17 protein-coding genes are annotated in these 20,796 nt (G+C 66.2%); 10 read left to right on the forward strand and 7 right to left on the reverse strand.

What is annotated here, in order from left to right; genetic code table 11:
• Positions 1-36: 36 nt before the first annotated feature.
• Together QRN07_RS07845 and QRN07_RS07850 are read right to left on the reverse strand one after the other, a co-directional pair.
• Entirely contained in the window at positions 37-636 is a 600-nt protein-coding gene (locus QRN07_RS07845) for a GDSL-type esterase/lipase family protein (protein ID WP_157370901.1), read from the reverse strand.
• Between the two features lie 142 nt (positions 637-778).
• Positions 779-4,594, reverse strand: coding sequence for a multifunctional oxoglutarate decarboxylase/oxoglutarate dehydrogenase thiamine pyrophosphate-binding subunit/dihydrolipoyllysine-residue succinyltransferase subunit (locus QRN07_RS07850; protein WP_056597225.1), 3,816 nt, complete (start codon positions 4,592-4,594; stop codon positions 779-781).
• 555 nt (positions 4,595-5,149) lie between these two features.
• On the opposite strand from QRN07_RS07850, the gene QRN07_RS07855 reads away from it, so the two are divergent.
• From QRN07_RS07855 to QRN07_RS07875, 5 genes are all read left to right on the forward strand, one after another.
• Positions 5,150-6,484, forward strand: a complete 1,335-nt coding sequence (locus tag QRN07_RS07855; protein ID WP_050685656.1) for a hemolysin family protein — start codon at positions 5,150-5,152, stop codon at positions 6,482-6,484.
• Positions 6,481-7,551 carry a hemolysin family protein gene (locus QRN07_RS07860; protein WP_050685657.1) on the forward strand — a complete coding sequence of 357 codons (1,071 nt, stop codon included), beginning with the start codon at positions 6,481-6,483 and terminating at the stop codon, positions 7,549-7,551. Before QRN07_RS07855 ends, QRN07_RS07860 begins: the two co-directional genes overlap by 4 nt.
• Before the next feature lie 102 nt (positions 7,552-7,653).
• A complete protein-coding gene (locus QRN07_RS07865) occupies positions 7,654-8,634 on the forward strand; it encodes a metal ABC transporter solute-binding protein, Zn/Mn family (RefSeq protein ID WP_285240754.1) in 981 nt (326 codons plus the stop codon).
• Complete coding sequence (locus tag QRN07_RS07870; protein ID WP_050686840.1) at positions 8,635-9,450, forward strand: metal ABC transporter ATP-binding protein; 816 nt, start codon at positions 8,635-8,637, stop codon at positions 9,448-9,450. It begins immediately after the preceding gene.
• A complete protein-coding gene (locus tag QRN07_RS07875; protein WP_285240755.1) occupies positions 9,450-10,325 on the forward strand; it encodes a metal ABC transporter permease in 876 nt (291 codons plus the stop codon). The genes QRN07_RS07870 and QRN07_RS07875 overlap by 1 nt, the downstream gene beginning before the upstream one ends.
• Positions 10,326-10,342: 17 nt before the next feature.
• Here QRN07_RS07875 and QRN07_RS07880 read toward each other — a convergent pair whose 3' ends face one another.
• Positions 10,343-10,807, reverse strand: coding sequence for a Fur family transcriptional regulator (locus QRN07_RS07880; RefSeq protein WP_050686836.1), 465 nt, complete (start codon positions 10,805-10,807; stop codon positions 10,343-10,345).
• Positions 10,808-10,902: 95 nt separating this feature from the next.
• Between QRN07_RS07880 and QRN07_RS07885 the strand changes: the two genes are divergently transcribed.
• Positions 10,903-11,559, forward strand: coding sequence for an MBL fold metallo-hydrolase (locus tag QRN07_RS07885; RefSeq protein WP_050686834.1), 657 nt, complete (start codon positions 10,903-10,905; stop codon positions 11,557-11,559).
• Here the strand turns inward: QRN07_RS07885 and QRN07_RS07890 are convergent.
• The gene (locus QRN07_RS07890; RefSeq protein WP_285240756.1) at positions 11,556-12,662 is read right to left on the reverse strand and encodes a PLP-dependent cysteine synthase family protein; all 1,107 of its coding nucleotides are present in this window, start codon (positions 12,660-12,662) and stop codon (positions 11,556-11,558) included. The two genes, QRN07_RS07885 and QRN07_RS07890, sit on opposite strands and share 4 nt — an antisense overlap.
• 74 nt (positions 12,663-12,736) lie before the next feature.
• On the opposite strand from QRN07_RS07890, the gene QRN07_RS07895 reads away from it, so the two are divergent.
• From QRN07_RS07895 to QRN07_RS07905, 3 genes are read left to right on the forward strand one after another with little or no spacing between them, the layout of a single operon-like run.
• Positions 12,737-13,633 carry a sulfurtransferase gene (locus tag QRN07_RS07895; protein WP_285240757.1) on the forward strand — a complete coding sequence of 299 codons (897 nt, stop codon included), beginning with the start codon at positions 12,737-12,739 and terminating at the stop codon, positions 13,631-13,633.
• Positions 13,630-14,769, forward strand: coding sequence for an NAD(P)-dependent alcohol dehydrogenase (locus QRN07_RS07900; RefSeq protein ID WP_285240758.1), 1,140 nt, complete (start codon positions 13,630-13,632; stop codon positions 14,767-14,769). Before QRN07_RS07895 ends, QRN07_RS07900 begins: the two co-directional genes overlap by 4 nt.
• The gene (locus QRN07_RS07905; RefSeq protein WP_050686826.1) at positions 14,766-15,200 is read left to right on the forward strand and encodes an HIT family protein; all 435 of its coding nucleotides are present in this window, start codon (positions 14,766-14,768) and stop codon (positions 15,198-15,200) included. The genes QRN07_RS07900 and QRN07_RS07905 overlap by 4 nt, the downstream gene beginning before the upstream one ends.
• Here the strand turns inward: QRN07_RS07905 and hrpA are convergent.
• On the reverse strand, positions 15,197-19,141 hold the full coding sequence (gene hrpA, locus QRN07_RS07910; RefSeq protein ID WP_285240759.1) for an ATP-dependent RNA helicase HrpA: 3,945 nt from the start codon (positions 19,139-19,141) through the stop codon (positions 15,197-15,199). The two genes, QRN07_RS07905 and hrpA, sit on opposite strands and share 4 nt — an antisense overlap.
• Positions 19,142-19,201: 60 nt before the next feature.
• On the reverse strand, positions 19,202-19,369 hold the full coding sequence (locus QRN07_RS07915) for a hypothetical protein (protein ID WP_164468841.1): 168 nt from the start codon (positions 19,367-19,369) through the stop codon (positions 19,202-19,204).
• 81 nt (positions 19,370-19,450) lie between these two features.
• Here QRN07_RS07915 and QRN07_RS07920 point away from each other — a divergent pair, with 81 nt between their 5' ends.
• Entirely contained in the window at positions 19,451-20,419 is a 969-nt protein-coding gene (locus QRN07_RS07920) for a GlxA family transcriptional regulator (RefSeq protein WP_050686824.1), read from the forward strand.
• A gap of 9 nt (positions 20,420-20,428) precedes the next feature.
• Here the strand turns inward: QRN07_RS07920 and QRN07_RS07925 are convergent, their stop codons facing one another.
• Entirely contained in the window at positions 20,429-20,752 is a 324-nt protein-coding gene (locus tag QRN07_RS07925; RefSeq protein ID WP_050686822.1) for a protealysin inhibitor emfourin, read from the reverse strand.
• Positions 20,753-20,796: the final 44 nt, after the last annotated feature.

Genomic DNA, 20,796 nt, shown 5'->3' on the forward strand with positions numbered 1-20,796 from the left:
AACCGGACCGTCAAGATATATCGCGACCGGCGGTGGTTACTCGGGGGCGTCCAGCTTGAGCCACTGGAACCAGCCGCGGTGCAGTACCAGCCAGGCCATCAGGCCATAACCGGCCTGGCCGGGGGTTCCCCCGTTGGCGGCGAGGTCCTGGCGCCACTGCTCGTGGTTCAGCAGGGGTGAAAATGTATCGACATAAAGGTGCTTGCGCCGGGTGGAAACATCGGCGAAGGCGGTGTTCAGCTCATCCAGCCGCCGGTTATGGACCGGGTCAAGGGTGGGTGGCGGTCCCACCACAAACACCTCGACCCGGTTCTGCGAGGCAGAGTCCAGGATGTTGGCAAGGTTCAGCCGGCTGCGCGCGGTGGACAGGCCGAACTCAATATCCCGCCCGGACAGTCCGATGACCAGGCGGTTCTCGGCCTGCGGGCTGAAACGCCGGCCGGCCTCGTCGAGCCAGCGGGCTGCCAGCGCTTCCGTCCCCTCCTGGGGGCAGGGAAGTGAGTAGCTCTCCAGCAGAATCCCGTCCTGGGGAGTCCGTGCCAGGACGCGGCCCAGCCAGCCAAGTGCCCGCGGGTCACCCAACCCTGCCAGCAGTTCGTCTCCTACGGCTGCGATACGCAGCTTCCTGTCTTCCACACGTTCCTCTTTACTTCGGTGCCGGCCCGCTGTCCCCGTCGCAGCCACTGATGCGGTGGATCGAAGCGGCGCTGTCCATCCATTAAACAGAACTGCCCGGCCGGAGTCGGTATTTCGACGTCCGGCCGGGCAGCCTTAGCGGTTATTTCTGTGAAAAAGCCTGCTTAAGCAGCAGATCCTGCTCCGCAGCGTGGCGTTTCATGGAACCGGCTGCCGTGGAGGCAGATGCCGGCCGTGACACAAGCCGGACCTTGCGGTCCAGTGCGTCGGGCAGGTTCAGGCCAATGAACGGCCACGGTCCCTGGTTGGCCGGCTCATCCTGGGCCCATACGGCTTCGGCGTTCGGGTACTTGGCAAGTTCCGTGGCGATCTCCTCGTGCGGCAGCGGGTACAGCTGCTCCACGCGGACGATTGCGGTGGTCTTGTCGCCGGTCTTCTGCCGGGTGGACAGGAGATCGTAGTACAGGCGGCCGGATACCAGCAGGACGCGTTCGACGGCGTCCGCCGGCAGCTGCTCATGGTCCGGGATCACGGGCAGGAAGGTGCCGGTGGTGAAGTCCTCCACCGAAGATGCTGCGGCCTTGAGGCGCAGGAGCTGCTTGGGCGTGAAGATGATCAGCGGCTTCCGTGGCCGGCTGTACGCCTGGCGGCGCAGCAGGTGGAAGTGGGAGGCCGCCGTGGTGGGGTTGGCCACGATCATGTTCTGCTCGGCACACATCTGCAGGAACCGTTCGATCCGTGCGGAGGAGTGGTCAGGGCCCTGGCCCTCGTAGCCGTGCGGGAGCATCAGCACCAGCGAGGAACGCTGGCCCCACTTCTGCTCGGCAGAGGAGATGAACTCATCAATGATGGTCTGGGCGCCGTTGACGAAGTCGCCGAACTGGGCTTCCCACAGCACCAGTGCATCCGGGCGTTCCACCGAGTAGCCGTACTCGAAGCCCATGGCGGCGTATTCGGACAGCAGGGAATCGTAGATCCACAGCTTGGCCTGGTCATCGGACAGGTTGCCCAGGGGCAGCCATTCCTTGCCGTTGGCGCGGTCGTGGAACACCGCGTGGCGCTGGACGAACGTCCCGCGCCGCGAGTCCTGGCCGGCCAGCCGGACGGGCACGCCCTCCATGATCAGCGAACCGAAGGCCGCGATCTCGCCGAAGCCCCAGTCGATGCCGCCTTCACGGGACATCTGCTCGCGCTTCTCCAGGAGCTGCTTGAGCTTGGCGTGCACGGTGAAGCCTTCGGGGATTTCAACGTGTGCCGTGCCGATCCGCGCCAGGGTCTCCTTGGAGATTGCGGTGGAGGCCGGGGAGTTGATACCGAAATCGGACTGCTGGGCGTGCGGGCGCTCGATGTCCGAGACTGCTGCGGAGTCGGCCGTGATGATCGGGATCGGCGAGGTCTGGGCTGCGTGCGTTTCGGCGAAGACCCGCTCCAGCCGTTCCTGGTAATCGCGGAGGAGCTGCTCGGCTTCTTCCTCGGTGATGTCACCGCGGCCGATCAGCGACTCTGTGTACAGCTTGCGGACGGAGCGCTTGGCTTCGATCAGGTTGTACATCAGCGGCTGGGTCATCGAGGGGTCGTCGCCCTCGTTGTGGCCGCGCCTGCGGTAGCAGACCATGTCGATGACAACGTCCTTGTGGAACCGCTGGCGGAACTCGTAGGCGAGCTGGCCGATGCGGACCACTGCTTCGGGATCGTCGCCGTTCACGTGGAACACCGGCGCCTGGATCATCTTGGCAACGTCGGTGGAGTACGTGGAGGAACGGGAAGAGGACGGCGCGGTGGTGAAACCAACCTGGTTGTTGACCACTACGTGGATGGTGCCGCCGGTGCGGTAGCCACGGAGCTGGGAGAGGTTAAGTGTCTCCGCCACCACGCCCTGGCCGGCGAAGGCTGCGTCACCGTGCACCATGATGGGCAGCACGGGGAAGGATTCGCCCTGGTCCAGGCGGTCCTGCTTGGCGCGGACGATGCCTTCGAGGACCGAGTCCACAGCTTCAAGGTGGGACGGGTTGGCAGCCAGGTAGACCTTGGTCTCCTTGCCGTTGTCCGAGGTGAAGGTCCCTTCGGTGCCCAGGTGGTACTTCACGTCACCGGAGCCCTGCACGGAGCGCGGATCCTGGGTGCCTTCGAATTCGCGGAAGACCTGGGCATAGGTCTTGCCGGCAATGTTGGTGAGCACGTTGAGCCGGCCACGGTGGGCCATACCGATCGCAACCTCGTCCAGGCCGTCGTCGGCTGCGTCGGACATGATGGCGTCCAGCAGCGGAATCAGGGATTCGCCACCCTCAAGGGAGAAGCGCTTCTGGCCCACGAACTTGGTCTGCAGGAACGTCTCGAAGGCCTCGGCAGCGTTGAGCTTCGAGACGATCCGGAGCTGCTCTTCACGGCTGGGCTTGGAGTACGGATGCTCCAGCTGGTCCTGGAACCACTTGCGCTCGTCCGGGTCCTGGATGTGCATGTACTCGATGCCGGTGGTGCGGCAGTAGGCGTCGCGGAGTACGCCGAGGATGTCGCGGAAGGCGAGCATCGGCTTGCCGCCGAAGCCACCCGTGGGCCATTCGCGGTCCAGGTCCCACAGGGTGAGGCCGTAGGTCAGGACATCGAGGTCCGGGTGCTTGCGCTGGACGTATTCCAGCGGATCGGTGTCCGCCATCAGGTGTCCGCGGACGCGGTAGGAGTGGATCAGCTGCTGGATCCGGGCGACCTTGTTGATCTGGTCGGCGGGGTCCACCTGCAGGTCCGGGCTCCAGCGCACGGGCTCGTACGGAATCCGCAGGGATTCGAAGATCTCGTCGTAGAAGCCCTGCGCGCCGAGCAGGAGCTGGTGCACCAGCTTGAGGAACTCGCCGCTCCCCGCGCCCTGGATGACCCGGTGGTCGTACGTGGACGTCAGCGTGAGGACCTTGCTGATGGCGTTGTGCGCGATGATCTTTTCGCTGGCACCCTGGAACTCGGCCGGGTAGTCAAGGGCGCCGACGCCGATGATGGCGGCCTGGCCCTTGGAGAGCCTGGGCACGGAGTGGACCGTGCCGATACCGCCGGGGTTGGTCAGCGAAACGGTGGTGCCCTGGTGGTCGTCAGCGGTGAGCTTGCCGGCCCGGGCCCGCTTGATGAGGTCCTCGTAGGTGTGCCAGAACTCGGCGAAGTTGAGGGTTTCGGCCTTTTTGATGTTCGGGACCATCAGCAGGCGGGTGCCGTCGGGCTTGGGCATGTCGATCGCAATGCCGAAATTCACGTGGGCAGGCTGGACCGCGGAGGGCTTTCCGTCCACCTCGTCATAAAAGACGTTCATCGACGGGAACTGGGCCAGGGCCCGGATCACGGCATAGCCGATCAGGTGCGTGAAGGAAACCTTGCCGCCGCGTGCGCGGGCCAGGTTGGAGTTGATCACCACGCGGTTATCTATCAGCAGCTTGGCGGGGATGGCGCGCACGCTGGTGGCCGTGGGAACCTCAAGGCTGGTGACCATGTTGGTGGCGATGGCCTTGGCCGGGCCGCGGAGGACGGAGACAACGTCCTCTTCCGGTGCTGTGGGCGCCTTGACGTTCTTGGGCAGCTGCGCCGGGATGGGCTGGGCGCCATTGCCCGCACCGGTCTTCTTGCCGCCATCGCGGGCTTCTGTTGCCGGGGCCTTCTTCACGGGAGCTGCGGCAGAAGCCGGCGCAGCCGCGGCCGGCGCTGCGGCGGGTTTGGCCGGAGCGGCCGCAGGCGGTGCTGCCGGTGCCGGCGGGGCAGCGGCCTTCACCACCGGAAGTTCCCGGGTTGCGGGGTTGGCTTCGACGTGGCCCGAATGTCCATTGGAAGAAGAACCGCTGCCGGAGCCGAAAGATTCAAACAGCGGCCACCACTTGGAGTCCACCGCGTTCTTGTCCTCTTGGTACTGCTCGTACAGTTCGTCAACGAGCCACTCATTTCCGCCAAATTCCTCTGGTAGACGGTGGCTAGGCTGCTCTGGCACTTGAAATACGCCTCTTCCATGAGTTTGATTTCCCTCCGGCCAACGGTGCTTAAGCACTGCGGTTGAGCCGGCCTCTGCGTCCTCTGAACCCAGACCTCTGCAAGTCTAGTGAGCATCCTGTGTTAACTGCCAATAAGGGTGACCCAAATCATGACGTGACGCCGGTGTACGGGAATATGGCGGGCCGCGCCGGTGTTGCGCCGGCCGCAGGAGTGGCGGCGTCCGCCCGCCGGGACCAGCGCCGCGGACCCGGCAGGCGGCGGTGCCGGGTCCGGACGGCCATAAGGGCTCCTGTAGACTGAAGCCCTTATGGACAGTAAATCTAGGTGCCGGCCTGGGGGCTGTCAGCGGAGCATTAAGAGCAGCACCGCGCAGTCCACCCGCAGAGCCGGCAAACCCCGAACACGTTCCCATTCCCCAGCGGCCCAGCAGCCGTCCGGGACCCGCCAGGGCAGGTCGGCAACAGCTGACCATCCCCCTCCGGCCAGGCCGTTGTTCCGGCCCAGGGCTTCGCGGTTTTGCCGCGCTACGCAGGCCCGCCGGGCGGGATGCTGAGTGGAATGGATTTTCCTTGCAGCAGGCTTGCTGCTGATCGCCGGGACCGGGTTCTTTGTCGCCGTCGAGTTTTCCCTGATCGCCCTGGACCAGCCCACCGTCCAGCGCGCCGTTGACAACGGCGACACCGGCGCCGTGCCCCTTCTTGCGTGCCTGAAATCGCTGTCGACGCAGCTCTCCAGCTGCCAGCTGGGCATCACCCTCACGACGCTCCTCACGGGCTACGTGATGGAACCATCGGTGGGCAAACTCCTGGAAGGCCCGCTGGCCGCCGTCGGACTTCCCGACGTTGCCGTGGCCTCCATTTCGCTGGCCCTGGCCATGGTGCTTGCCACCCTGCTGTCCATGCTGCTGGGCGAACTGGTGCCCAAGAACATGGCCATTGCGCTCTCCTTCCAGGTGGGCAAGGCCCTGGCCCGTCCGCAACTGATGTTCACGGCCGTGTTTAAGCCGGCGATTGTGGTGCTCAACGGATTCTCCAACAAAGTCCTCAACGTTTTCGGGCTCGAGGCCAAGGAGGAAATCTCCGGCGCCCGCACCCCCTCGGAGCTTGCCTCCCTGGTGCGCCGCTCGGCGGCCATGGGAACGCTCGACGCCGGGACGGCAAACTTCGTTGCCCGCACCCTGAACTTTTCCACGCGGACGGCGGCGGATGTTATGACGCCCCGGATCCGGGTGGAAACCATCGACGCCAGCCAGCCCGTCTCTGACATTGTGGACGCCGCGCGCCGGACCGGGTACTCCCGGTTTCCGGTGATCGGCGATTCGGCGGATGACATCAGGGGCCTGGTCCACGTCAAAAAAGCCGTGGCAGTGCCCTGGGACCGGCGGCACAAACTCGAAGCCGGTGCCATCATGACCGAGGTGTTGCGGGTACCCGAGACCATCCATCTCGACGCGCTCCTCGCCGAACTGCGCGAGGGGAACCTTCAACTGGCAGTGGTCCTGGACGAATACGGCGGCACAGCCGGCATCGCCACCCTCGAGGACCTCGTGGAGGAAATCGTGGGGGAGGTGGCCGACGAGCACGACAAGGTCCGCCCCGGTCTGCTGCAGAGCGCATCGGGGGACTGGTACTTCCCGGGCCTGCTCCGGCCCGATGAACTTTCCGAACAGGTCCCCGGGCTGACCGTCCCTGACGAAGCAGCCTACGAAACTGTTGGCGGTTACGTGATGAGCGAGCTGGGCCGGATTGCCACCGTGGGAGACACCGTGCCCGTGGGTGGCGGCGTCCTGAGCGTCACCAGGATGGACGGGCGCAGGATCGACCGGATCTGCTTCCGGCCGGCCGCCCCGGATCCCGAAGAGACCACCAACGACAGGAACCAGGCATGAGCGACTGGGCCGGAATACTTTGGCTGGCTGTCCTGCTGCTTGGCAACGCCTTTTTTGTGGCCGCTGAATTTGCCGTGATGTCAGCCCGCCGCAGCCAGATCGAACCGCTGGCCGAGGCAGGTTCCAAACGGGCGCAGACCACCCTGAAGGCCATGGAGAATGTCTCGCTGATGCTCGCCTGCGCCCAGCTGGGCATCACCGTGTGCTCCCTGCTGATCCTGCTGGTGGCCGAACCGGCCATCCACCACCTGCTGGCGGTGCCCATGGAGACGCTGGGCGTTCCCATGGAGGTCGCTGACGTTGCCGCGTTTGTGGTGGCGCTGATGCTGGTGACGTTCCTGCACGTGACCTTCGGCGAGATGGTGCCCAAAAACATTTCCGTTTCCGCCGCGGACAAGGCAGCCCTGTTCCTGGCGCCGCCGCTGATGTTTATTGCCCGGCTGGTCAATCCCGTCATCTCAGTCCTCAACTGGTCCGCCAACCACATCCTGAAGCTGCTCCGGATCGAGCCCAAGGATGAGGTGACGTCCTCCTTCACCCTTGAGGAGGTGCAGTCGATCGTCCAGGAGTCCACCCGCCATGGGCTGGTGGATGACGACGCCGGCCTCATCACCGGGGCACTGGAGTTCTCCGAACACACGGCGCAGGACATCATGGTGCCGCTGGGTGAACTGGTGATGCTTAAAGCAGCCACCACCCCCGTGGAGTTCGAGAAGGCTGTCAGCAGGACCGGGTTCTCCCGGTTCCCCATGCTGGACGACGAAGACCTGCTTTACGGCTACCTGCACGTAAAAGATGTGCTCTCCATCCCCGAGTCGGCGTACGGCGAAGCCATCGCCGAAAGCCGGGTCAGGTCGTTGGCCAACCTGGCCCTCGACGACGAGATCGAAAAGGCGATGTCCGTTATGCAGCGCACCGGGTCGCACCTGGCCCGCGTGATCGGCCCCGACGGGAACACCAGGGGTGTCCTGTTCCTGGAGGATGTGATTGAACAGCTCGTGGGCCAGATCCGTGATGCCACGCAGGCAACGGGCATCCGCCGGTTGGGCCAGCCCAACGGGGCCTGACCGGCCCCGCCCGGCGTCCGCAGCGTATACCTAAATAGGAATCATTCCTATTTAGGTATACGCTGGACGGGTTGTCCTCTCCTCCTGATTGAAGGTTTTTTCGTGCGCCGTCCTGCCGCTGCCTACACTTCCCTCGCCGCCTTTGCCGGCCTTGGCCTCCTGCTGGCGGGCTGCGCCGCGCCGCAGGCTGCGACCGAGTCTGCGGCGGACGGGATTTCCGTGGTGGCCTCCACCAACGTCTACGGGGATATCGCCCAGGCCATCGGTGGGGACGCCGTCAGCGTCACGGCCATCATCAACAAAACCAGCCAGGACCCGCACTCCTACGAGGCCACGGCACAGGACAGGCTGGCGGTTTCCAAAGCAGACCTGGTGATCGAAAACGGTGGCGGCTACGACGACTTCGTCACAACCCTGACCAAGGACAGCAGCCTTGCCGACGGCAACATCCTGAACGCCGTGGACATCTCCGGACTGGACGATCACGGCGACGCGACGGCGGAGGCCACGGCAGGCGGCGCAGCCGACGCCGAAGACCATGACCACGACCACGGCGCCTTCAACGAACACGTCTGGTACAGCCTGCCTGCCATGGAGAAACTCGCGGACAGCATTGCTGCACGGCTCACCGAACTGGACCCCGGTTCGGCAGCCACGTTCGAGGCCAATGCCGCATCCTTCAAATCCGCTGTGGAAAAACTCTACGGCAGCCTCGACGCCCTCAAGGGCGCCGGTGCCGGCAAGCAGGTTGCCGTCACCGAACCTGTGCCGCTCTACCTCCTGGCGGATGCAGGCTTGGAAAACGCCACCCCCGAGGAGTACACGGCCGCCATCGAGGAAGGCACGGACGTTCCGCCCGCTGTTCTCAAGGCGGCGACTGGCCTGGTGTCAGCCAAGACGGTCCTGCTCCTTGCCTACAATGAGCAGACCGAGGGCCCGCAAACCGAAGCCCTGAAGAAGGCAGCCGAATCTGCAGGCGTACCGGTCGTTGACTTCAACGAGACGCTGCCTGAGGGCAAGACGTACCTGCAGTGGATGACGGACAATGTGGAGAAGATCAGCAAAATTCTGGAGAATAAATAGTTGAAACCCGCGGTCAGCCTCACCGGCGCCTCCCTCAAGTTCGGTCAGCGGGCGCTTTGGGAGGACCTGGACCTGGATATCAGGCCCGGGGAGTTCTTTGCTGTCCTGGGTCCGAATGGAAGCGGCAAAACCAGCTTCCTCAAGGTCCTGCTGGGCCTTCAGGACCTGCATCACGGAACGGCCACCCTTGGCGGTCACCCCGTGGAGCGCGGCAGCAACCTGATCGGCTACATCCCCCAGCAGAAATCCTTCGCCCCGGATGTTCCCATGCGTGCCCGGGATCTGGTTGGCCTGGGCGTGGACGGCCACCGCTGGGGATTCCGTTTCTCCGCAGCCAAAGTGAACCGCCGGATTGACGAGCTCCTGGAACTTGTCGGGGCCACGGAATACGCCAAGGTACCCGTCGGCCAGCTCTCCGGCGGCGAGCAGCAACGGCTCCGCGTGGCCCAGGCCCTCGCCACGGACCCGCAGGTGCTGCTCTGCGACGAGCCATTGCTTTCCCTTGACCTGCACCACCAGCAGGCCGTGAGCGCGCTGATCAACAAGCAGTGCCATAAAAAGAACAGCGCAGTAGTGTTTGTGACCCACGAAATCAACCCCGTGATCGACTATGTGGACCGCGTCCTGTACCTGGCCGGCGGCCGGTTCCGGGTCGGCGCCCCCGAGGAGGTCATGACCACCGAGGTACTTTCCGACCTCTACGGCAGCCACGTCGAAGTGATTCATGCCAACGGCAGGATCGTGGTGGTGGGGCTCCCGGATGCCACCACGCACCATCACAGTGCCGGCCGGGAACTGGCAGGGGACGCCGCCTGATGGACCTCGACAGCATCCTCGGAGCCATCTTCAGCTTTGATAACTACGGCGAACTGCTGGTCCTGGTCCAGAACTCCATCTGGGCCGGTGCCGTCCTGGGCCTCCTGGGCGGGCTGGTGGGAACGTTTGTGATGAAGCGCGACCTGGCCTTTGCAGTGCACGGCATCTCCGAACTGTCCTTTGCCGGGGCAGCCTTCGCGCTGCTGATCGGTACGGACGTGGTTTTCGGTTCGCTGATCGGCTCCGTCGCCGCCGCGCTGCTCCTGGGCCTGATGGGGGTCCGTGCCCGGGACAAAAACTCAATCATCGGCGTCATCATGCCGTTCGGCCTGGGGCTGGGCATCCTGTTCCTCTCGCTGTACGAGGGCCGTGCCGCCAACAAATTCGGTTTGCTGACCGGCCAGATCGTGTCCGTGGACACCGTCCAGCTGCAGGCCCTGGCCGGGACCGCCGTGGTGGTGATGCTGGCGCTTTTTGCGATCTGGCGTCCGCTGAACTTCGCCAGTGTGGACCCCGAGCTGGCGGAGGCCCGCGGTGTTCCCGTCAGGACACTCGCACTGGTGTTTATGGTGCTGCTGGGCATCAGCGTTGCCTTGTCCATCCAGGTGGTGGGTGCCTTGTTGGTCCTCGCCCTGCTGATCACTCCTGCGGCCGCGGCCTTGCGGGTGACCTCAAGCCCGGTGGCCGTGGTGCTGCTGAGCGTGGTGTTCGCGGTGGTGGCCACCGTGGGCGGGATCCTGCTGGCGCTGGGCGGCCGGATCCCCATCAGCCCCTACGTGACCACGCTGTCGTTCCTGATTTATGCCGTGTGCCGGGGGATCGGCGCTTTCCGGGCCCGCAGGGGGCTCAACGGCCGCGTACTGCAGGGCGCCTGAATTGCTGCCGGGTCGTGCTACAGCAGGCCGGCGGCCTTGAGGCTGGTGCAGTCCGGGCACAGCCCAAAGATTTCCACCGTGTGGGCCACTTCCGTATAGCCGTGCACCGCTGCGGTCCGGGTGGCCCAGGTTTCAACGGCCGGGGCCTCCACCTCCACAGCCTTGCCGCAGTTGCGGCACAGCAGGTGGTGGTGGTGGCCGGTGACCGCGCAGCGGCGGTACACCGCTTCGCCGTCGCCGTTGCGGAGCACATCCACGAGGCCCTCGTCAGCGAGGGACTGCAGGATCCGGTAGGCGGTGGCCAGCGAGACCGAATCGCCCTGGTTCTGCAGGATCCGGTACAGCTCCTGCGTGCTGACAAAATCACTGAGCGTGTCCAGGGCGGCGCTGACCGCCTTACGCTGTTTGGTCACGCGTTGTTCCTTGCCCCCACTGGCCGGCGGCGGCGGGGTGGTGGCGTCAGCCTGGGCTCCGAACGGCATGGAGGGACTGCCTTTCCGTGGGGATGGGTGCAACGCTAAAGATTACCAGCCGCGGCGTCGTGGACACGGTGCTGACCGGACCCTAGGCTGGCCGGATGAAGCTGACGAAATATACGCACGCCTGTGTCCGGCTCGAAAAGGACGGCCGGGTGCTGGTCCTTGACCCCGGCACGTTCTCCGAGACCGACCAGGCGCTGGCCGGCGCCGAAGCTATCCTGGTGACCCACGAACACCCTGACCATATTGATATGGCGGCAGTGGTTGAGGTGCTCAACGGCCCTGGCGCCCCGGCTGTCCACGCCCCGGCGGGAGTGGCGGAGAAACTGCGCGCCGAAGCACCCGGCGCCGCCGGAGCCATCCACACGGTGGATCCCGGCAGCACCTTTGAAGCGGCAGGCTTTGCCATCAGCAGTTTCGGCGGCCAGCACGCCCTGATCCACCCCCAGATTCCGGTGGTGGCCAACATCGGCTACCTGGTGGACGGGAACGTCTACCACCCGGGGGATTCCTTCATCATCCCGGACGGGATCAGCGTCAAGACACTGCTGGTGCCGCTGCACGCGCCCTGGTCCAAAATGTCCGAGGTGGTGGACTTCGTGATCGGTGTCCGGGCTCCGCAGGTGTACCAGATCCACGACGGGCTGCTCAACGCTGCCGGCCTGAAGATCGTGGAGACGCAGGTACAGCGGCTCGGCGCGAAATACGGCGTCACCTACACGCACCTTGAGCCGGGCGAGTCGGTGGAGGCCTAAACCGGCCAGGCGCCCGTCTCGAAGAACTCTGCGAGGGTGGCTTCGTGGGGCGCCGGGTCCAGGCCCTGGGCCGCCAGCCAGGCAGGGTTGTAGTAGTTGCCCGCGTAGCGTTCGCCGCCGTCACACATCAGGGTGACAACGCTGCCGGTGCGGCCTGCCGCGAGCATCCCGGCCACCGTCTGCCAGACTCCCCAGAGGTTGGTTCCGGTGGAGGGCCCGGCGGCGAACCCCGTGAGGGTCCGCAGGTGCCGCATCGCGGCGACGGATGCCGCGTCCGGGACCTGGATCATGGCATCGATCACGGACGGCACAAAGCTGGGTTCCATCCTGGCGCGGCCGATTCCTTCGATGCGGGACGGCAACCCGGCGGGATCGGCGGCGCCCCGCCAGCCGGGGAGGAACGCCGAGTTTTCCGGATCCACCACCAGCAGCTGCGTGGAATGGTTGTTGTAGCGGAGGTACCGACCGATGGTGGCGCTGGTGCCGCCGGTCCCGGCGCCCACCACGATCCAGTCCGGCACCGGATGTTCCTCGAGCCGGAGCTGGCCGAAGATGGACTCGGCGATGTTGTTGTTCCCACGCCAATCGGTGGCCCGTTCGGCGTAGGTGAACTGGTCCATGTAGTGGCCGTTGCAGGTGGCCGCCACTTCCTCAGCAGTGGCGTAGACCTCCGCGGCGTGGTCCACCAGCAGGCAGGAGCCCCCGAACTGCTCGATCAGGGCGATTTTCTCTGCGCTGGTGCTGCGTGCCATTACGGCGATGAACGGGAGCTCCAGGAGCTGGGCGAAATAAGCCTCGGACACGGCGGTGCTGCCGCTGGAGGCTTCAACGATGGTGGTGTCGGACCGGATCCAGCCGTTCACCAGGCCGAATAGGAACAGGGACCGGGCCAGCCGGTGCTTCAGGCTGCCGGAACGGTGGGTGGACTCGTCCTTGAGGTACAGACCGATGCCCCAGTGTTCCGGCAGCGGGACCGAGTATAGGTGGGTATCGGCGGAGCGGTTGTTTTCCGCCGCGATCTTCCGGATGGCCGCGTCCGCCCATTCCCGGTCGCTGCTTGTCCTGCTGCCGTGGTCCGGGGCGCTGCCCTGCTCGATCTTCACCGCACCAGCCTACCTGCGGCGCGGCCCCCGCCCTTTAGAGTTGGAACCGAACGTCAAAGCACCGAAGGAGCCCCATGGAACCCCTGATGGATGTGGACCGGCTGGCCGGCCGCCTTGCCGCCGGTGAGCGGACGGTCCTCCTCGATGTGCGCTGGGCGCTGGGCGACCCCCACGGCCGTGACCACTACCTGGCCGAGCACCTGCCAGGTGCGGTATTTGTGGACCTCGCCACCGAGCTTGCCGATCCGGCAGCGGAAGGCCGGGGCCGGCACCCGCTGCCGGAGGCGCGGGCATTCCAGGACGCTGCCAGGGGTTGGGGCCTGCGGTCCGGCGACGTGGTGGTGGCGTACGACGACAGCGGCAACATGGCCGCGGCCCGCTTGTGGTGGCTGCTTCGGGATGCCGGGATTGCCACCGTTTTCCTGCTCGACGGCGGCTTGGCCGCCTGGCGCGCGGCGGGGCTCCCGCTCGCCGCCGGTCCGGTGGTACCGGAACCGGGCGACATTGACCTTGCGGCGGGTGCAATGCCCGTCCTGGACGCCGCTGCGGCTGCGGAGTGGCCTGACCGCGGCCTGCTCCTGGATGCGCGGGCCGGGGAACGCTACCGCGGTGATGTGGAACCCGTCGACCCGCGCGCCGGCCACATCCCCGGGGCCGTCAGTGCGCCGGCGGCGGCGAACTTGGCGGCCAAAGGGCTCTTCCTGCCGGCCGCGGACCTGCGCCGCCGGTTCGAGGCGCTGGGCGCGCGGGACGGCGTGCCGGTGGCTGTCTACTGCGGCTCCGGTGTTACCGCAGCACACCAGGTGGCGGCCCTGGAACTGGCCGGCTTCAGCGCTGCCCTGTATCCGGGATCATTCTCGGAATGGTCCAACCGGCCGGACCTTCCCGTGGCCACCGGCCCGGAACCGGACGGGTCGGAACGGCAGCCAACTGGCAACGCGGGCGGCCGCGGGGGTAGCGTCGCACTATGACCCCAGGACGCCCCGTACCCCCGCCCCTCGCCCAAACCATCAACCCCGTTGCCGACGGCGGCGTGCTGGCCGCCGCCTATGGCGCCACGTCGGGGGACAGCGGCCTGGTCCCGCTCACCGTTGCGCGGCGGGCGCCCAAGGCGGACGACGTCGAAATCGCCATCGAGTACTGCGGGCTGTGCCATTCCGATGTGCACGCCACCCGGGGGGAGTGGGGCAACCAGTCCTATCCGCTGGTTCCCGGCCACGAGATCGTGGGCACCGTCAGCCGCGTCGGCGCCGACGTTACGGACTTCGAGGCCGGCGACCGTGTGGGGGTGGGGTGCATGGTGGACTCGTGCCGGGAATGCGGCAGCTGCCTGGACGGCCTGGAGCAATACTGCGAAAACGGCATGACCGGCACCTATGGAGCCAAGGACCGGCGCAACGGGGACACCGTCACGCAGGGCGGCTATGCCACCTCTGTGGTGGTGGACCGGCGCTACGTGCTGCGGGTGCCGGAATCGCTGGATCCGGCCGCCGTGGCCCCGCTGCTGTGCGCTGGTGTCACCACGTTTTCCCCGCTCCGCCATTTCGACGTCGAAGAGGACGACGTGGTGGGTGTTGTGGGCCTCGGCGGACTGGGTCACATGGCCGTCAAACTGGCCAAGGCCATGGGCGCAAAGGTGGTGGTTTTCACCACCTCCGAAGCCAAGGCGCCCGCAGCCCTGGAGCTCGGCGCGGACGACGTGGTCCTGTCGCGGGACCCTGCCGCAATGGCAGCGGCGGACCGTACCATCGACCTGATCATCGACACCGTGGCCGCACCCCACGACCTGAACCCCTTCTTCCGGACGCTGCGCGTGGACGGGGCCCTGTTCCAGCTGGGCCTGCCATCCGAGGCCATGCCGCCGGTCAACCCGGGCGCGCTCATCTGCCGCCGGATTGCCTATGCCGGCTCCCTGATCGGCGGAATCGCCGAAACCCAGGAGATGCTGGACTTCTGCGCCGAACACGGCGTGGTGGCGGACATCGAACTGGTGGGCGCGGACCAGCTGAATGAGGCCTACCACCGGATGGTGGCCGGCGACGTGAAATACCGGTTTGTGCTGGACACCGGCACCCTGCAGGCACCCGCCAAGGAGGCAGACGCGTGAGCACGCTGTTCACCAAAATCATCAACGGCGAGATTCCGGGCCGCTTCGTCTGGCGCGAAGCCGATGTCGCCGCCTTCCTCACCACCGGGCCGCTTGCAGACGGCCACACCCTGGTGGTCCCCACCGAAGAAGTGGACCGGTGGACCGACGCGTCACCGGAAACCCTGGCCCGGGTCATGGAGGTTGCGCGCCGCATTGGCGCGGTCCAGGTGGACCTCTTCGGCGCCCCCCGGGCCGGCCTGCTGGTGGCCGGTTACGAGATCAACCACCTCCACGTCCACGTCTGGCCGTCCCGCAGCATGGCGGACTACGACTTCGGCTCCGTGGACCAGAACCCGGATCCGGTGGCACTGGATGGGCACGCGGCGAAACTCCGCCAGGGCCTCCGCGACGCCGGGTACGGCGCCGCGGTGCCGGGGGAACCGGGCTAAGCCGGGGCGAGTGCCTTGTTGAGCACGGCACGGATGCGTTTTTCCGAGACGGAGTAGGCGGTACCCAGCTCCACCGCAAACAGGCTGACCCGCAGTTCCTCGATCATCCAGCGCACCTGGGTTAATTCGTGCCCGGCGCGCCGGCCCGGCAGGAGGGCGGACACGGCGTCGTCGTAATCGTCCTCCAGCCGCTGGACCGCAGCCATCCCCAGCGCATCCCGCTGCACGTTGCCCGGGAGGCGTTCCAGGCGTTTCTCGATCGCAGCCAGGTAGCGCGGGAGCTGGCTGAGCTGGGAGTAGCCCGTGCGTGCCACAAAGCCGGGATGGACCAGGTTCTCCAGCTGGCTCCGGATGTCATTGAGGGCGCTGATGAGGGCCAGGCTGGTGGTGCCCTTCAGCTGCTTCTCGATCCGGCGGGCGCTGGCCAGGATCCGTTCCACCACGGACGTGACGCTGAAGACGGTGTCGATCAGCTCGGCCCGCACGGTCTCATACAGCGCGTCGAAGGCTGCCCGGTCCCACGGCAGCTGGGCGGGGACCAGCTTGTCGATGGCTGCCAGGGCGCAGTCTGCGATCAGCGCCGTGACCGAGCCGTGCGGGTTCTGGCTGAACGTGAGCTTCTCGGTGTTGCTCAAGTGTTCGAGGACGTAGCGGTCGGGTGCCGGGACGCGCAGGGCCAGCAACCTGATGACGCCGCCCCGCATGGCAGCCTGCTGCTCGGCCGGAGTCTGGAACACGCGGAGGGACACTGACGTCCCCTGGTCCACCAGGGCGGGAAAGCCAGTTACAGTGTGGCCTTTGACCATGCTGCTGACCTGCTGCTGGAGGGTCCCCACCGACCACTCAACCAATCCGGTCTGTTCGGCGAAGCCGCCGGGCACCTGCCCCCGCCCCCCGGCAGGGGCTGTGCCGGCGTCGGGCCCGGTGCCGTTGCGTTTGACCTTTCCCCCCGCGGCAGGACCGGTTGTCGCAGGGGTGGCGCCGAGGGACTCGGCGATGGCACGCCGGGTGGCCGGTGCCAGCCGTTCCTGGAGCGCCGGCAGGTCCTTGCCCTCCTCCAGCACCTTGCCTTTGCTGTCCACCACCTTGAAGCTCACGCGCAGGTGAGGGGGAACGGCGTCCCAGTTCCACGATCCCGGCGGGATGACAGCACCGCGGAGCCGCCGGAGGGCCAGTTCGAGGGAGGCTTCGAGGTCATCCGCCGCCGGGTCGAAGTCGGCTTCGAGGACGGCTACCGTTTGGCGGGCGACGTCAGGAGCAGGCACGAAGTTTTTCCGGACCTGCTTGGGCAGCGACTTGATCAGGGCCGTTACCAGCTCCACACGTTGGCCCGGAATAAGCCACCGGAAGGGGGCATCGTCGAGCTGGTTCAGGAAAAGGACCGGCACTTCTGCCGTCACGCCGTCGGACGGGTTGGGCGCAGAACCGGGAGCCACCGGGTGGAACTCGTAGCTCAGCGGCAGGTCGAATCCCTTGTGCAGCCAGGACTTGGGGTAGGCGGAATCGTCCAGGTCATCGGCGTCGTTGCTGATCAGCAACGACTTGTCATAGTCCAGCAGGTCCGGCTGCTCCCGGCGGGCGCCCTTCCACCACTTGTCGAAGTGCCGTTCGGAGACCACCTCAGCGCCTATCCGCGCGTCGTAGAACTCAAAAAGCGTCTCGTCATCCACCATGAGGTCCCGGCGGCGCATCCGCGCTTCCAGTTCCTCCACCTCGTGCAGGAGGGCCCGGTTGCGGTGGAAGAACTTGTGCTGGGTTTTCCAGTCGCCTTCCACCAGCGCATGGCGGATGAACAGCTCGCGGGCCAGGACCGGATCCACCCGGCCGTAGTTGATCTTCCGCTGGGCGATGATCGGTACCCCGTAGAGGGTGACCTTTTCGTAGGCCATCACCGAGCCCTGCCTGGTGGACCAGTGCGGCTCGCTGTAGCTGCGCTTCACCAGGTCCGGTGCCACCTGTTCCGCCCACAGCGGATCAAAGCGGGCTGCCACGCGTGCCCAGAGGCGGCTGGTCTCCACCAGCTCGGCGGCCATCACGAACGTTGGGGACTTCTTGAACAGCGCAGACCCGGGGAAAATTGCGAACCGGCTGCCCCGGGCGCCCGCGTATTCGCGCTTGCGTTCGTCCAGGATGCCGATGTGGCTCAGCAGGCCGGACAGCAGGCTGATGTGGATGCCTTCGTGGTTGCCCACAGGATCCACCTCGCGATTGTTGTCCAGGCTGATGCCCAGGGGGCGGGCCAGCTGGCGCAGCTGCGCGAAGAGGTCCTGCCACTCGCGGACGCGCAGGTAGTTGATGAACTCGTTGCGGCACAGGCGCCGGAATGCTGAGGAGGAGAGTTCCTGCTGCTTCTCCTGCAGGTAATTCCAGAGGTTCAGGAACCCGGTGAAATCCGAATTCTCGTCCTTGAACCGGTTGTGCTTTTCGGCCGCGAGCTGTTGCTTGTCGGTGGGCCGTTCGCGCGGGTCCTGGATGGTGAGCGCGGCTGCCAGGATCATGACTTCGCGGACGCAGCCACGTTTGCCGGCCTCCACAATCATCCTGCCCAGGCGGGGATCCACCGGCAACTGCGCCAGCTGGTGCCCGACGGCGGTCAGCCCGCCGCCCTTTGCACCGCCCTTTGCGCCGGCCGGCTGCGCCGCTGCCAGGGCGCCGAGTTCGCGGAGCAGGGTGACGCCGTCGTTGATGGCCCGCGACTCGGGCGGCTCCACGAAGGGAAACTCTTCAACGTCCTTGGGCCCGCGTGCCACACCCATGGCGGTCATCTGCAAAATGACCGCGGCAAGGTTGGTGCGCAGGATCTCAGGATCGGTGAAGAGGGGGCGGGACTCGAAGTCCTCCTCCGAGTACAGCCGGATGGCGATGCCGTCCGACACACGGCCGCACCGGCCCGAACGCTGGTTGGCGGATGCCTGCGAAACCCGTTCGATGGGCAGCCGCTGGACTTTGGTGCGGTGCGAGTAGCGGGAGATGCGGGCGGTGCCCGTGTCGATCACGTACTTGATGCCTGGCACTGTCAGCGAGGTTTCCGCCACGTTGGTGGCCAGGACAATGCGGCGTTTGGAACCCGGGTGGAACACCTTGTGCTGTTCCTGCAGGCTCAGCCGGGCAAACAGTGGCAGGACCTCGGTGCCCGCCAGCCTGCGGTTGGACTGGATCCGGGCTTGCAGCGCTTCTGCAGCGTCCCGGATTTCGCGTTCACCGGAGAAGAACACCAGGATGTCGCCGGGGGCCTCGGAAGCCAGTTCGTCCACAGCGTCGCAGACCGCGTCCAGCGGGTCCCGGTCCTCCTCGAGTTCATCGTCCGAGCCCTCGTCCTGGTCGTCCTTGGGCTGCGAGAGCGGCCGGTAGCGGATTTCCACCGGGAAGGTCCGGCCGGAGACCTCGATGATCGGTGCCGGCTGCTCCGGCGTGCCGAAATGGTTGGCGAACCGCTCCGGATCAATGGTGGCGGAGGTGATGATGACCTTCAGGTCCGGGCGCTGCGGCAGGATCCGCCGCAGGTAGCCCAGAATGAAGTCGATGTTCAGGCTGCGCTCATGCGCTTCATCGATGATGATCGCGTTGTATTTGCGCAGCAGCTTGTCGCGCTGGATCTCGGCCAGCAGGATGCCGTCCGTCATCAGCTTGACCTTGGTGTTGCGGCTGACTTCACCGGTGAAGCGGACCTGGAAGCCCACTTCCTGGCCGATGTCCACGCCCAGTTCCTCCGCAATGCGTTCGGCCACCGTGCGTGCCGCCAGCCGCCGGGGCTGGGTATGGCCGATCAGGCCGTTCTCGCCCAGGCCCAGTTCAAGGCACATCTTGGGGATCTGGGTGGTCTTTCCGGAACCGGTCTCGCCGGCAATGATTGTCACCTGGTTGGCGGCAATGGCGGCCATCAGGTCGTCGCGGCGCTCGGAAACCGGCAGCTCGGCGGGATAGGAAATATGAAAAGTCATGGCTGCTGACAGTCTACTGCCGCAGCCGGGCCGCCCAGGGGCCGGTCCGGACCCCGGACGTCAGAAGAGGCGGCTGGTGTGGCTGGAACTGGGCAGTTCCAAGGCTGACCAGTCCAGGCGGGAGTCGATGCGGGGCAAGTGACCACGACCGTCGTGGAGGATCGCGGCAACCGTGGCTGCCACGACCAGGAGGACAGAAACGATGAGGATGCTGACGAAGATTTCCATGTCTTCATCGTGATCCCGGGCCGGCAGCAAAAACAGTGGCAGAAACGACCAAAAAGCGTGAATTACTGCCACACTGGAAATATGCTCAAAACAGTGGCAGTCATTGTGGTGTCTAACGTTTCGATGTTCGAGTTCGGCACCGCCTGCGAGGTGTTCGGCATCGACCGGTCCCGGCGGGGCAACGGCGTTCCCGCTTTCGATTTCCGGGTGTGCACGCCCGTCCCGGGCAGCGTGACACTCGAATCCGGGCTTTCCATGAATGTGGAGCTTGGCCTGGACGCCACCCTGGACGCCGACCTCGTCATCATGACCCCTTATGGCGGGGACGCGGAACTGCCGGAGCCGGTGCTCGCGGCCCTGCGCGCCGCAGATAAGAGGGGCGCCTGGGTGATGTCGATCTGCTCGGCTGTGTTCGCGCTTGCCAGGGCAGGGCTGCTGGCGGACCGGCGGTCCACCACGCATTGGCGGCATTCGCAGGAGCTGGCCACCTCCTATCCCGGCGTTGAGGTGGACGAAAACGTGCTCTACGTCCAGGACGGGAACATCATTTCCTCTGCCGGCACGGCTGCGGGAATCGATGCCTGCCTGCATCTTGTCCGGGTGGAACTCGGGGCCCAGGTGGCCGCCGCGATCGCCCGGGACATGGTGGTACCGCCACACCGGGACGGCGGCCAGGCCCAGTTCATCGAGCGGCCCATCCCCACCTGCGGCTCGGCACCCATGGCCGAACTCCTGCGCTGGATGGTGGGCAACCTGGACCGGGAACACTCCGTCAACGACCTTGCCGCCCAGGTGCACATGTCCGCCCGTACCTTTGCCCGCCGGTTCCGCTCGGAAACGGGCGCGACGCCCGCTGCCTGGCTGAATTCCCAGCGTGTGCTCCGTGCGCAGGAGCTGCTTGAGTCAACGGACCTGAACATCGACGAGGTGGCCAGGCAATCCGGTTTTGGCCACCCGGTGCTGCTGCGGCACCACTTCGCCAAAGTCCTCGATACCAGTCCGCAGTCCTACCGGCGGGCGTTCCGCGGCCAGTTGGCAGGCGTGGGCTGAGCGGACCACTCAGGCGGGGTCGGTACCCGGCTCGGCGCGGGCTTCTTCGGCGGCGGCCCGGGCGCTGTCCACCAGGATCCGCCAAGGGCCGGTAACCGCCCGTTCCGGCAGGGCCGCACGCCGCTGGCCGGCGCGGATGGAGTAAATGAAACGGTCAGGCACGGCGTCTGAAAACGCCTGCGCTGCCGCGCGCGTGGTCCTGGGCACTGCGTCCCAGGGGCATGCCTCCACCAGGAACTGCCACTCGTTAATGGCTGTCTCGGACTGGGCCTCAACGGTCCAGACCCTGGTTATTGCCGCAATTCCGCCGGTCCGTTCCACACTGATCTTCATGGCCTGGTTCCTGGGTTCCTGCTGCCCCGCCGCCCGTCGCCGGG

This window comes from Pseudarthrobacter sp. MEB009 (genome assembly GCF_030208875.1).
Classification (GTDB): Bacteria; Actinomycetota; Actinomycetes; order Actinomycetales; family Micrococcaceae; genus Arthrobacter.